The sequence below is a fragment of the Capnocytophaga sp. oral taxon 863 str. F0517 genome (assembly GCF_000466425.1).
Lineage (GTDB): Bacteria > Bacteroidota > Bacteroidia > Flavobacteriales > Flavobacteriaceae > Capnocytophaga.
The window spans coordinates 74891-88713 of record NZ_KE992087.1; the positions used below are offsets into that span (position 1 = coordinate 74891).

The following is a 13823-nucleotide window of genomic DNA, read 5'->3' on the forward strand; positions in this document are numbered from 1 at the left end:
GCTCACTTCTAAGCAGGGGTTCTATATAAGTACTCAAAAAGTCTCCTATACTTCTCAAGAATTTAACTCTTAATCATCAGATCCACAATCTCTTCTGTAGCACGGGGACGGGCTAACTGCTTGAAGTTTTGGGAAAGGGTTTGTCTTAGGGAGGCATCTTCCAATAGGGAGGCAAACATAGGGGCAAAGTCCATCGCTATAGCCGTTTCCTTGAGCAAAAGAGCTGCCTTAAGGTCGGCTATAGCCTGTGCATTCTTGGTTTGGTGATCTTCCGCTACATTGGGGGAGGGAACAAAGATAACCGGCTTGCCTACCACGGCCAATTCACTTACGGAGCTGGCTCCTGCCCGAGAGATAATCACATCGGCTACCGAGTAGGCGGCCTTCATATCCTCGACAAAGGGAACCACCCGTACCGTATCACTCTCATAGGAGCGGTATTCGGGATAATAGTACGCCCCACATTGCCATAATACCTGTACCTTCTTCTCTTGGAATAGGGGCAAATGTGTCTTGACCAACTCATTGATCTTTCTCGCTCCAAGGCTTCCTCCTATTACTAGTAGGGTAAAGACCTGTGGGTCAAGCCCCAAGGAGGCAAAAGCCTGGGGTGCTTTGTCGGTGAGCTCCACCAAGTCCTTTCGGATAGGATTGCCGGTAAGGTACAGGGGGGTATGGGGAAAATAGCGCTCCATATGGGCATAGGCGACAAAGAGGCCTTGAGCTCCTCGGGCTACCCATTTGTTGGTGATGCCGGCATAGGAGTTCTGTTCCTGAATGAAGTAGGGTATCCCCAGCCATTGGGCAGCCTTTAGGGTCGGCGCAGAGGCATACCCTCCGGTACCGATGACCATATCTGGGCGAAATTCCTTGAGTATCTTATAGGCCTTCCATAAGCTATAGGCTACCCTAAAGGGAAAGGCTAAGGTCGAGAGGCTTAGCTTGCGCTGTAGGCCACGGATCGGAAGCCCTACAATGGGGTAACCTGCCTGAGGAACCCGCTGCATCTCCATCTTGCCTTCGGCGCCTACAAAGAGGATCTCGGCCGAGGTAAAACGCTTTTTGACCTCATCAGCTATGGCCAATGCTGGAAAAATGTGGCCGCCTGTGCCGCCACCGGAGAGTATAATTCGCATAAGTACTCCTATATAATTGTAAAAAAAAGAACTATCTCTGGAGGGAGATAGTTCCTAAAAGTAAAATCATGTCTTTCAAATGGTGGTGCCTCCAGGAATCGAACCAGGGACACAAGGATTTTCAGTCCTTTGCTCTACCAACTGAGCTAAGGCACCATTGGTGTTTTAATTCGGGTGCAAAGGTACAACTTTTTTCCGAACCTACAAGCAAAAATCCATATTTTTTTTGAAAAAATGTAATTATTTTTTTATTCGACTGTTTTTCAATGTATTAAGCAATTCATTTTTTATTGAAGGAAAATTTTAACAAGTCCATTTTATTTTTTTCTTGTATAAAAGCCAAAAAAGTTGGATATTTGCAAGCTGTAATAATAACGACTTTATGAGGTTAGCTGTAGTATTTGCCTTGTGCTTTTGCTCTTTTGTTTATGCACAGAAGGGTACCAATTCTCCCTTTTCTTATTACGGACTGGGTGAGAAGCGTTTTGAAGGAAATACAGAAAATGCCCTTATGGGAGGGATGAATGCTTTTGTAGATTCTACACGTGTAGATGTACGCAATCCTGCTTCCCTTGGCAGGCTCGCTCGTACCACCTTTTCGCTATCGACCTCTTATGATATGCGTGAGATGAGCACCCCTGCAAGTAGCTACAATGAGCGTACCTTCTTCTTGGACTATCTTAGCCTTTCCTTCCCTGTCTATAAGCAGGTAGGGGTTTCAGTGGGGCTACGCCCTTATAGCTCCATAGGCTACAAGCTACAGAGCCAAGAACAGATAAGTGGCCGCGAGCAATATTTCGCCTATGAGGGAAGCGGCGGGGTCAATCAGGCTTACCTTTCCGTCGGTTATGAGTTCCTTCAAGGGTTAAGAGTGGGACTCTCCGGAGGGTTCAACTTTGGAAAGTCCGAGTTCGACAACTATTACAGCTCGCCGTCCTTCTTGTACATCTCCCGTGAGCAGAGTCAGTCGCTCTATAGGGGCGGTAGCTATGCCTTAGGCTTACAGTACGACCGTAATTTGGGCAAGGAATATGCCTTTTCCGCAGGTCTTAGCTATGTACCTGAAGCTAAATTGAACGCTACCAATACACTCACCCTGTACTCTTTAAGACCTCATAATGGAAATTTCTTGGTCAAGGATAGCCGCACCATCACCGACCCTAACTTGGTGAACACAAAGCTGACACTCCCCTCCTCTTTCGAGCTTTCTGCAGGAGGAGGTAAGCCTTCCCAATGGTTCGTAGGCGCTAGCTTGCACTATACCCAAATGAGCGCCTTTTCCAATCCTTTTGTGACCTCCTCTATCGTTACCTATGAAAACGCTTATCGGTTTGCCTTGGGTGGATTTTTCTTACCACACAATACCGCTTATACAAAATACTGGAAACGTGTAACTTACCGAGCCGGCTTCTATTATGAGCATACCGGAATTACGCTAAAGGAGCAGCCTATCAACGACTTTGGCATAACTTTTGGTGTAAGTCTCCCTATACAAGGGCTTTCCAATGCTACCATAGGAGGGGCTTGGGGACAAAAAGGCGACAAGACTCTACTGAAGGAAAACTATTTCACCCTGAAAGTAGCCCTAACCCTTAGTGATAAGTGGTTCCAAAGAACAAAATACCATTAATAGTGACTAATTACTAGTGACAAGTGACTAATCTCTAACAACTAACAACTAATAGCTAACTATAACTTAGATAAAAAATGAAGAAGAAAACTTTTATCCCTTTACTTTTCTTGGCTGGAACCTTAGGGGTCTTTGCCCAAAAAGAGGAGTGCCAGCTCAAGGCCTCCGTATATGTAGAAGCTGCTAAGCTCAAAAACTATGACAACGCTTATGAGCCTTGGAAATATGTCTACGAACACTGTCCCGAACTCTACCAATCTACCTTCCAGTATGGGGAGCGTATCCTAAGAGACAAGATTGCCAAAGGGGCTGATAAGGATAAGTATATCAAGGATCTACAGGATCTCTATGAGAATTATTATAAGTATTTCCCACAGAAGTTCTCCTTAGCGGATAAGAATATCCGCCAGGCCTTCCTCTTGGTCGAGCAGAACAAAGGAACACGCGATCAGCTCTTCGAACTCCTTGACCAAACCTATAAGATCGATAAGGATGCCTTCTCGGATGATACCCTTATCTATCAGTACTTTGCCGCTGCTCTTGACTTATACAAGCAGAACAAAAAACCTGTTCAGGAGATTTTCGATATCTATGACAATGTATCCGAAATTATAGAGAACGAGGACGGAAAGCTCTCTGCTCTTATCAACGAGCTCCTCCCTAAGGAAGAGTCCAATAGCCTCAATGACAGGGAAAAAGCTCAGTTACAGGTAGCACGTACCCGTTTGGAAAATCTCAAAAACATCACCCAAAGTGTCGATTCAGCCTTAGGACAATTGGCCGATTGTGCCAACCTTATTCCGCTGTATCAGAAGAACTATGAGGCCAACAAGGACAATGCCGAATGGTTACGCCGTGCTGCCGCCAGAATGTCCGACAAGGAATGTACTGCCGACCCGCTCTTTGCCAAATTAGTCGAACGCCTCTATCAGCTCACCCCCTCTGCCTCCTCTGCCCTATACCTTGGTATCATGAAGGAAAAACAGAAAAATACCTCTGAAGCAATCAAATACTTCAACCAAGCTGTAGAACTAGAGAAGGATAACTTTAAGAAATCGATCTATTTAGTCAAGATAGCCTCCAAATACTCCGGAAGTACTGCCGTAAGCTATGCACAGAAGGCCTTGTCCTACAACCCTTCCAATACCTCCGCTTACCAGATTATGGCACAAGCCTATGCCAATGCGGCCAATGAGTGTGGCTCCACTACTTTCGAAAAACGTGCTGTGTATTGGCTGGCTGCCGAGACCGCTCGCAAAGGTGGATTGGAGAACTTAGCTAGCCGCTATGACAAGCTGGCCCCTTCTCGCGCGGATATCTTTAGCTCTGGCTTGGCTGGAAAAACTATCACTTTCAAGTGTTGGATCGGAAAATCGGTTAAGGTACCTCAATTATAATGAGAAAGTCTAACTTAAGAAATATATTTTCCTTAAAGAACATTGTAGGGGCCTGTTCCCTTACAATGTTTTTCTCGTGTGATACCCCTCCTGAAAAAAGACAAGCCTCCACAGAGAAAATCCCCAACGGAGAAACTTATGATTTCCAACTCATCTATACCGATTCGGCTAAGGTGAAAACCATCTTGGAAAGCTCCCTGAATAAGGACTTTTCCAACCAACAATTCCCCTATACCGAATTCCCTGAGGGACTGACCCTTAGGCTCTATGACGAACAAGGACATGAGAATATCGTTCGGGGCAGGTATGCGATTTATTACTTAGCTACTCAAATGGTGGAACTACGCGATAGCGTATCGCTCAAAACCTACGAAGGCAAACAGCTCAAAACCTCCCAACTCTTTTGGCAGGCTACCTCTGATTGGGTATTCACCGAACGCCCTTTCGAATACATCGACTCCCTACAGGGAACCATTACCAAGGGAATAGGTATGGATTTCGACAAACGTTTTACCCATCTCAAAGCGCACAAAATTACCGGCATCATCCCTATTAAAGAATAATTTTAGTGATTAGTTATTAGTCACTTGTTACTCGTCATTAGTCATTAATTATGGCCTCATCACTGATTATCATTACCATACTACTACTGCTCTCCGCCTACTTCTCGGGGATGGAGATCGCTTATGTCTCCTCCAATAAGGTGCTCTTAGAGATTGAGAAAAAACAAGGCGGAGTCATAGGTCGTATCTTGGAGAAACTCACCCATAAGCCCTCCAAGTTTATCGCTACCATGCTCGTAGGCAACAATATCACCTTAGTAATCTATGGAATCGAAATGGGAAAATTGGTCGTAGCCCAGCTACCAGAATCTTTCCATAATGTCCTTTGGCAGACGGTCATCTCCACCTTAGTGATCGTCATCACTGGAGAGTTCCTCCCCAAGGTCTTCTTCCAGATTTATTCCAATACCCTCCTTAGGGTACTAAGCCCTATTACTTATTTCTTTTATGTGATCTTCTCCCCGATCTCTACCTTCATCATGTGGTTGTCGGACAACATCTTACACGTGTTTTTCAACACTCAGGGCGATGTCACTCGGCTGACTTTCTCCAAGGAGGAGTTAGAGAACTATATCTCCGAACAAATGGAGAACATGCCCCAGGACAAGCCCGTGGATAGTGAGGTACAGATATTTCAAAATGCCTTGGGCTTCTCTCAGGTGAAGGCACGCGAGATCATGAGACCCCGCACCGAGATTATAGCCATCAGTATCAATGAATCCGTGGATGCCCTTCGTGACCTTTTCGTTCAGTCCAACTATTCCAAAGTATTAGTCTATCAGGAGAATATCGACGAGGTAATCGGCTATGTCCATGCCTTTGACCTCTTCAAGCACCCCAAGACCATCCGCGAGTTCTTGCGACCCATCACTTTCGTCCCCGAAACGATCTATATCTCCAAACTCTTAGACACCCTGATCAAAAAACACCAAAGTATGGCTATCGTCTTCGATGAATACGGCGGTACCTCCGGACTGATTACCCTAGAGGATATCATAGAGGAACTCTTCGGTGAAATTGAGGACGAACATGACCAAAATTTCAAAAAAGAATTGCAAATCTCCGACAAAGAATACGTCTTCTCCGCTCGCTTGGAAGTCGATTACCTCAACGAAAAGTACAAGCTTGACCTCCCCGAAAGCGAAAACTATGAGACCTTAGGGGGCTTGGTAGTTGCCATTCATGAGTCCATCCCTCACAAAAATGAGGAAGTCACCACCGAAAACTATCGCTTCTTGGTCGAAGAAGTTACGGACAACAAAGTGGTTACCGTAAGGGTGCTTATTAATGATTAGAGGTTAGGAATTAGCTACTAACCACTAATCACTAAAAACTAACCACTAAAAACTTAAAAACCAACCATTTACATCGTTGTTAAAAAATATCACTAACATTTTTTTCTAATTTCATAGAAAATTTGTAATTTCGCACCTTGATTAGTCTCTATGGACTCATCCTTAAAAACTAAGAACTAAAAACTATAAAATGGCCGTTTTAGAAAAAATCAGAAAAAGAACTGTATTCCTAATCCTCGTGATAGGATTAGCACTTTTTGCCTTTGTGATCTCTGGCATCTTCAATAGTCCTACCACTCGTGACCAATTGGTTATCGGAAGTGTCAATGGGGACAAAATCTCCTATATGGACTTCTCCACCCAGGTGGAAAATACGATGCGCAATATGGGCGGCAACATTAGCCAAGGGTATATCGTCAATGCTCTTTGGGAACAAGCCGTACAGAGCCGTATCATTGACCAACAGTTCGAGAAATTGGGTATCTCCATAAGCAAAGAACAGGTGATCGACATGATCTCCAAAGTGCCCAGCTATGCGCAAAACCCTCAGTTCCAAGATGAAAAAGGTGCCTTCTCCGCACCAAAGTTCGCCCAATTCATCTCCGAACTCAAAACCATGAACCCTACCGTGTATAAGCAATGGCAAGCCGAGGAGAAATCCTATATCGACAATGCCAAGCGTGAAACCTACCTCAACCTTATCCGCTCCGCACTGGGCGTTACCTTCAAGGATGGTGAAAATGAATATCACAAACAGTCCGACCAGGTGAGCCTCAAGTATGTAGCAGTACCTTACGCCTCTATCGCTGATAGCTTGGTGAAAGTATCTGACAAGGAGATTGAGGACTATATCAAAGCTCACAAAAAGCAATTCGAACAAAAGCAAATGCGCAACCTACAGTTCGTCTTGGCTTCCAATACCGCTTCTGCTGAGGATATCAAGGGAATAGAAGAGGCTCTTAAGGCCTTGGATGCGCCTAAAATCCTCTATAATGCGAACACTGGGAAGAACGATACACTCCCTGGCTTTGCTACCATGCCTAAAAAAGAGGTGCCTGACTTTGTCAATGATAACTCCGATGTACCTTTTGATAGCCTCTACGTAAGTCGTGAAAAGCTATTCGGAGAATATGCGGAAGCACTCTACAACTTGGAAGTAGGACAACTCTATGGCCCTTACAAAGAAGACAATGCCTACAAATATAGCCGCATGCTCGCCAAAAAGCCCAATGCTGAAGTAAGAGCCAGCCATATCCTAATCGCTTACAAAGGTTCTATGGCAAGCAAAGAAAACACTACCCTTACCAAAGAAGAAGCCAAAGCAAAAGCAGAAGGCCTATTGGCTCGTATCAAAGCCGGAGAAGACTTCGCTACCTTAGCTCAAGCCAATTCCGACGATAGTTCCAACGCTCCTAACGGGGGTGACCTGAACTTCTTCACTCCTGGCACAATGGTTCCTGCCTTCAACGACTATGTGTTCTCCGCTAAAGTAGGAGATGTAGGCTTGGTGGAAACTGACTTCGGCTTCCATGTCGTTAAGATTACCGACCAAAAAGCAGGGGTACAGCTCGCTACCATTGTACGCAATATAGCGCCTTCTTCCGCTACAATCAATCAGGTATATACCAATATTACTGCCTTCAACGAGGCTGCACTCAAAAATCCTAAGGACTTCGCCGCCATCGCAACCAAACAAGGATATAGCGTATTGCCTGCCAATAACTTGGAAGCGCTCGCCGAAGATATCCCCGGATTAGGCAGCAACCGACAAGTTGTCAAATGGGCTTTCGAAGAAGATACCAAAGTGGGTGATATCCACCGCTTCGATGTCAAAGATGGCTATGTAGTGGCTCAGCTTACCAAGAAAATCAAAGAAGGACTTGCCGCTCCCGACGATGTCAGAGCCATTGTGGAACCTATCCTTATCAAAGAGAAAAAGGTAAAACAAATTACTGAAAAAATGAAGGGAACAAGCCTTGAGCAGATCGCCCAAGCTACCGGACAAACCAACAATATTCAGCTAAGTGAGAACGTAACCCTCGCCAGCCCTATCATTGCCGGACAAGGCAACGAACCCAGCGTAGTAGGGGTAGCCTTCGTCCTTCCTGAAAACAAACTTAGCAAACCCATCGCCGGTAACAATGGAGTGTATGTGATAGAAGTCACCCAAAAGACCATAGCGCCTGCTATCAACAACTACACTACTTACTCCAATAACCTAAGAACCCAAAAGATAAACCGCGCTTCACAAGACCTTTCCGCTGCCCTACAAAGCACCGCTAAGATAGTTGACGATCGCGCTAAATACTATTAATATAATGGTTAATGATTAATGGTTAATGGTTAATCACTGATTATCAAAAATAGAATAAGCCTTCCCACATTTGGGAAGGCTTATTCCTTTCTCTCTCACTGCTCACTCATCATTGGTCACTGGTCATTGGTCACTCACCATTAGTCATTGGTCATTGGTCACTCGTCATTGGTCATTGGTCATTGGTCATTAGTCGTTTCCTCTGTTAATAAAAAAAGTGGGAAAAAGTGGGAGGAAGTGGGAAAAAGTTTGTATCTTTGACCCGATAATAAAAAGGTTCATGATCCATTCATCCGTAACATATGAGTGCAAGGCTGACTCGAAGGGGCGTATTACCATCCCTTCGGGGCTTAAGTGCTTATTGGACAAAGAGTTGGAAAGAGGATTTGTACTGAAGCCTTCCGTATTCAATCGCTGTATCGAGCTGTATCCTCAGGGGGAATGGCAGGAGATTATGGAGAAGCTACGCACCAAATTGAACCTTTTTTCTAAGCAACACTTGGACTATTTGCGCAAATTCACCGCAGGGGTCAAGGAAGTAGAAGTGGATGCCGCCGCGCGTTTTCTCATCCCTAAATCCTTGGTTGAATACGCTCATATCGACAAAGAAGTAGTCCTTGTCCCCCTGATCAATTTCATTGAGATATGGGACAAAGAGGCCTTCGAGGCACAGAATAATAGTATAGACGAGGTCACCTTCATGCAGATGACCGAAAAGATAATGGGAGAAGATGGACGGGAATAGTTATCACATACCGGTTTTGCTCCAAGAGAGCATAGAGGGGCTTGCCATAGTCCCTGATGGCATATATGTGGATGCCACCTTCGGAGGAGGCGGACACTCCCGCGCCCTCTTGGCTCACTTAGGCCCCCAGGGGCGTTTGTTGGCCTTTGACCAAGACCCTGCCGCCGCACAAAACCGTATTGACGATGAGCGCTTTACCCTTATTCCGGAGAACTTCAGGTACTTGAAGCGCTTCTTGCGCTTCCACGGGGTACGACAGGTCGATGGGGTCTTGGCCGACTTTGGTGTGTCCTCCCACCAGTTCGATACCCCCGAGCGTGGCTTCTCCACCCGATTTGAAGCGGCTTTGGATATGCGGATGAATCCTTCTGCTACTCGTTCCGCCTTTCAGGTGGTCAATGAGTATAGCCAGCAGGAACTCGCTCATTTGCTATTCCTCTACGGTGAGCTCTCCCAAGCGCGCTCCATGGCGCAGGCGATCGTCTCCCAGCGCAGCACAGCTCCTATCGAAACCACCGAACAGCTCAAAAAGGTCGTTCTGCCTTTCCTGCCCAAGGGAAAGGAAAACAAGGTGTTAGCCCAGCTATATCAGGCCATCCGTATAGAGGTCAATCAGGAAATCGATGCCCTCGAGGAGTTCCTGCTACAGCTAACAGAAATCGTCAAGCCTGGCGGACGAATAGCACTCATCAGCTACCATTCCTTAGAGGATAGAGCCGTAAAACGTTTTATCCGCGACGGACAATTCTCCGGAGAAGCCCAAAAGGACTTCTATGGAAACCTACTGACCCCTTTCAGAAAAGTAGGAAAGGCCATCAGAGCCTCACAAGCCGAAGTACAATCCAATAATCGTGCCCGAAGCGCCTCCTTGAGAGTGGCCGAACGTGTGAAAAATGAAAATGATGACCAATAGGATTAAAGAACGATTCGTAAATGTATTCAAGGCCGAGTTCTTAGTAGGTAAAGGCTCCTACCAAAACTGGATGATTATCTCCTTGGTACTATTGCTGGGGATTATTATGATCTATAGCGGACACCTTATTGATTACAAGGTATATACCATCGGCCGATTGGAAGCCGAAGTCAAGGATCTTAGAAGTGAGTTTGTCGAAGTTCGTTCCCGCTTGCAGCAGGTCAAGCTTGAGTCCTCCATCCTCGGAGCGCTCAAGGATAGCGGACTGAAACAGTCCCATACCCCACCCAACAAAATAAAGGTTATTGTCAAAGATGAGTAATGAAATGCCCAAAGATAGAATTGTGAACCTGCGCACCATCATGGTGGCGATAGGCCTCTTCCTCTTTGCCTTAGCGATCTCATATAAGCTCATCAGCCTCTATTTCAATGGGGATAAATACGAGCAACTCATTGCCCAATATACCATAAAAGAGTTCGTTATTGAGGCCAACCGTGGAGACCTCTATTCTGATGATGGAAGCCTACTGGCTACCTCCATCACCCGTTACGACATCCACTTTGACGCCCTATCCCCCTCCGGAAAGAACTTCAATGAGCACTTGCCTGCCTTGTGCGATTCCTTGGGAAAGTTCTTCAACCGACCCGCCTCTTACTATAAGAAAGCTCTTACCGAAGCGCGCAAGCAAAAAAACAAGTATTTCCTCATCACCAAGGGAATAGGTTACGATGAGTGTGCGCGCATCCGTAAGTTTCCCTTATTTTCCTTGGGAGCTTACAAAGGGGGTATCGTGGTAGAAGGCAAGACCTCTCGCGAATATCCCTTGGGGGCTATCGCTCACCGTATTGTGGGTTACGAACGTACCGACGGACAAGGAAATGTATTCAAAGTGGGACTCGAAGGGGCTTTTAGCAAATACCTCTCCGGAGTGGAGGGACGACATCTGAAACAGAAAATTGCCCAAGGCCAGTGGAAACCTATCGATGATAGCAATGAAATAGAACCTAAGGATGGCTACGATGTAGTCTCCACGATCAATATCAATATTCAGGACATCGCTCACCACGCCCTGCTCAAGCAGCTGGAAACCTATCAGGCCGATCATGGCTGTACCGTGGTGATGGAAGTGGCTACCGGAGAGATCAAGGCCATCTCCAACCTCGGCCGTACCAAAGACGGTACCTATGCCGAACGATTTAACTATGCGGTAGGGGAAACCTACGAGCCGGGTTCCGTATTCAAAACCGTCTCCTTGGTCACCGCTTTGGAAGAAGCCAAGATTGATACGACCTATACCGTCGATACCAAAAAAGGGGTTATCTCCTTCTATGGCAGGCAGGTATGGGACTCCAACCGAAAAGGATATGGAGTGATCAACCTCTCCAAGGCCATGCAGCTTTCCTCCAATACCGCTATTGTCCAGATGGTACACGACCTCTTCGGGAAAAACCCTAAGAAGTTTGTCGATAAAATCAACAAAATGCACCTCAACCGAAAGTTAGGGCTTTCTATATCTGGGGAAGGGGAACCCTTCGTCCCACAGCCTCACCAACGTGGATGGAGTGGTATCGCCTTAGAGTGGATGGCCTTCGGCTATGGTGTGGAAATGACTCCCCTACAGGTGCTCACTTTTTACAATGCTATTGCCAACAATGGGGTGATGCTCAAGCCGCGTATGATCCGAGAGGTCAAGCACTGGAATAAGTCCATCCAGAAATTCGACATAGAGGTGCTCAACAGCACCCTATGCAGCGAACAAACCGCCACCGTTGTCAAGAAGGTCTTGGAGAATACCGTCAAGTATGGTACCGGAAAAAGCCTATATACCCCCCATTTCTCTATGGCTGGGAAAACAGGTACCGCACAGAAGGACTATAAGGATAAGTCCAAGCTCGGATATATTTCCTCCTTCGCTGGGTTTTTCCCTGCCGATAATCCTAAGTACTCTTGTATCGTGGTAATTCATAATCCTGACAAGAAGATAGGTTACTACGGCGCCGATGTTTCCGGCCCTGTGTTCAAGAGTATTGCCCAGAAGATCTATACCAGCTCCCTATTGATTGACACCATTGAGGATATCGACTCCTCTACGGTGGAAGTGGAAAAGAAGTATGCAAAATATGATCAGATCCTTGACAAATACAAAACCATCGTCCCCAACGTCATCGGTATGGATGCCATGGATGCCATCGCTATCATGGAGAACCTCGGGCTTACCGTCAAGATCTCAGGCAGTGCCCCCAAGGTTTCTGCCCAATCTATCACTGGCGGAGAATATATAGGAGGTAGAAAAACAATCAAACTGGATTTTAACTAAGCTATGACACTAAAAGAGCTCCTAAAAGAAGTAAACACCATACAAATAATCGGAAACGATCAGGTAGAGGTGACAAATCTCACCCAGGATTCACGAAAAATATCCGATAACACGCTGTTTTTTGCCATAAAAGGAGCAAAAACAGATGGGCACTCTTTTATAAGTCAAGTAGTAGTAGAAAAAGTAAAGGTCGTTGTCTGTGAGGTATTACCCACAACACTACCACAGGAGGTAACATTCGTAAAAGTAGCCGACACCACCATAGCTATGGGGAAGATAGCGGCCAATTTTTACGGAAATCCTTCTAAAAAACTAAAATTAGTAGGGGTAACCGGAACCAATGGAAAGACTACCATCGCTACCCTACTCTACCAGCTCTTTGGGCTATTAGGTCACAAGGTTGGCCTTATATCTACCATTGCGATCTATATAGACCAACAGCGAATGGAGACGAAAAACACCACACCGGACGTGCTCACCCTCAATGAGGTTATGCACCGCATGGTCGAGCAGGGGGTAACTCATTGCTTTATGGAAGTAAGCTCACACGGAGTAGCACTCCATCGCATCGAAGGACTGCACTTCTCAGGTGGGGTCTTTACCAACCTTACCCAAGACCATTTGGACTTCCATAATACCCTGGCCGACTATCGGGATACTAAGAAAAAGTTCTTTGACTCGCTGAGCAAAACCGCTTTTGCCCTGACCAACATAGATGATAAGAATGGAAGTTACATGTTGCAGAACACCCCTGCCAAGCGATACTCCTATGCCCTTAAGACCATGGCCGATTTTAGGCTCTCCGTCTTGGAAAATACCTTCTCAGGTATGCTCCTGCGTATCGAAACGCAAGAGCTATGGGTATCACTCATCGGGAAGTTCAACGCCTACAACCTCTTGGCCATCTATGCCACCGCGAAGCTCTTAGGAGTGGACACCCTACAAGCCCTCTTGGCCTTAAGCAGGCTCACTCCGGTAGCCGGGCGCTTCCAGTATTTTGTGGCTCCTGACAAGCGTACCCTCATCGTAGATTACGCCCATACCCCCGATGCCTTGGAGAACGTCTTGGAAACCATCCGAAGCATCAAGCAAGCAGGCCAACAGCTCATCACCTTAGTAGGCTGCGGAGGCAATAGGGATAAGGGAAAACGACCCATCATGGCACACATCGCCACCTCCCTAAGCGACAAGGTCATACTCACCTCCGACAATCCCCGTGAGGAAGACCCCGAGGCCATCCTCCAGGAGATGGAAGCAGGCATCAGAGGCGAAAACCAACATAAATATATGACCATCACCGACCGCCGACAAGCCATCAAAGTAGCCTGTCACCTCGCTCATCCAGGAGACATCATCCTACTGGCCGGCAAAGGACACGAAACCTACCAAGAAATCAAAGGAGTAAAAACCCATTTCGACGACTTAGAGGAAGGGAAAAAAGTGATGAGTGAAAAGTGATGAGTGAAAAATGGAGCTAACAAATACTTGGAGTTGAAACACAAAAATAGAATA

The 13823-nt window shown here is 46.1% G+C and carries 11 protein-coding genes and 1 tRNA gene; 10 read left to right on the top strand and 2 right to left on the bottom strand.

Annotated elements, in window-relative coordinates:
- Window positions 1–62: 62 nt before the first annotated feature.
- Window positions 63–1136, bottom strand: a complete 1074-nt coding sequence (gene murG, locus HMPREF1551_RS01365; protein WP_021627202.1) for an undecaprenyldiphospho-muramoylpentapeptide beta-N-acetylglucosaminyltransferase — start codon at window positions 1134–1136, stop codon at window positions 63–65.
- Between the two features lie 80 nt (window positions 1137–1216).
- Window positions 1217–1292, bottom strand: a tRNA-Phe gene (locus HMPREF1551_RS01370).
- A 226-nt stretch (window positions 1293–1518) separates the two neighbouring features.
- On the opposite strand from HMPREF1551_RS01370, the gene HMPREF1551_RS01375 reads away from it, so the two are divergent.
- From HMPREF1551_RS01375 to HMPREF1551_RS01420, 10 genes are all read left to right on the top strand, one after another.
- A complete protein-coding gene (locus HMPREF1551_RS01375; protein ID WP_021627203.1) occupies window positions 1519–2766 on the top strand; it encodes a hypothetical protein in 1248 nt (415 codons plus the stop codon).
- Between the two features lie 77 nt (window positions 2767–2843).
- Entirely contained in the window at window positions 2844–4163 is a 1320-nt protein-coding gene (locus HMPREF1551_RS01380) for a tetratricopeptide repeat protein (RefSeq protein ID WP_021627204.1), read from the top strand.
- A 65-nt stretch (window positions 4164–4228) separates the two neighbouring features.
- On the top strand, window positions 4229–4726 hold the full coding sequence (gene lptC / locus HMPREF1551_RS01385; RefSeq protein ID WP_316928726.1) for an LPS export ABC transporter periplasmic protein LptC: 498 nt from the start codon (window positions 4229–4231) through the stop codon (window positions 4724–4726).
- Window positions 4727–4776: 50 nt separating this feature from the next.
- Window positions 4777–6021, top strand: coding sequence for a hemolysin family protein (locus HMPREF1551_RS01390; protein WP_021627206.1), 1245 nt, complete (start codon window positions 4777–4779; stop codon window positions 6019–6021).
- 190 nt (window positions 6022–6211) lie between these two features.
- Window positions 6212–8335: a peptidylprolyl isomerase gene (locus HMPREF1551_RS01395; RefSeq protein WP_021627207.1), complete on the top strand. Its 2124-nt coding sequence runs from the start codon at window positions 6212–6214 to the stop codon at window positions 8333–8335.
- Window positions 8336–8615: 280 nt separating this feature from the next.
- Entirely contained in the window at window positions 8616–9080 is a 465-nt protein-coding gene (locus HMPREF1551_RS01400) for a division/cell wall cluster transcriptional repressor MraZ (protein ID WP_034544060.1), read from the top strand.
- Complete coding sequence (rsmH, locus tag HMPREF1551_RS01405) at window positions 9067–9993, top strand: 16S rRNA (cytosine(1402)-N(4))-methyltransferase RsmH (RefSeq protein ID WP_021627210.1); 927 nt, start codon at window positions 9067–9069, stop codon at window positions 9991–9993. The genes HMPREF1551_RS01400 and rsmH overlap by 14 nt, the downstream gene beginning before the upstream one ends.
- Complete coding sequence (locus tag HMPREF1551_RS01410; protein ID WP_155851596.1) at window positions 9983–10315, top strand: FtsL-like putative cell division protein; 333 nt, start codon at window positions 9983–9985, stop codon at window positions 10313–10315. Before rsmH ends, HMPREF1551_RS01410 begins: the two co-directional genes overlap by 11 nt.
- A 4-nt stretch (window positions 10316–10319) precedes the next feature.
- Entirely contained in the window at window positions 10320–12311 is a 1992-nt protein-coding gene (locus HMPREF1551_RS01415; protein ID WP_231374944.1) for a penicillin-binding protein, read from the top strand.
- A gap of 3 nt (window positions 12312–12314) precedes the next feature.
- Window positions 12315–13769 carry a UDP-N-acetylmuramoyl-L-alanyl-D-glutamate--2,6-diaminopimelate ligase gene (locus HMPREF1551_RS01420; RefSeq protein WP_021627213.1) on the top strand — a complete coding sequence of 485 codons (1455 nt, stop codon included), beginning with the start codon at window positions 12315–12317 and terminating at the stop codon, window positions 13767–13769.
- Window positions 13770–13823 lie beyond the last annotated feature (54 nt).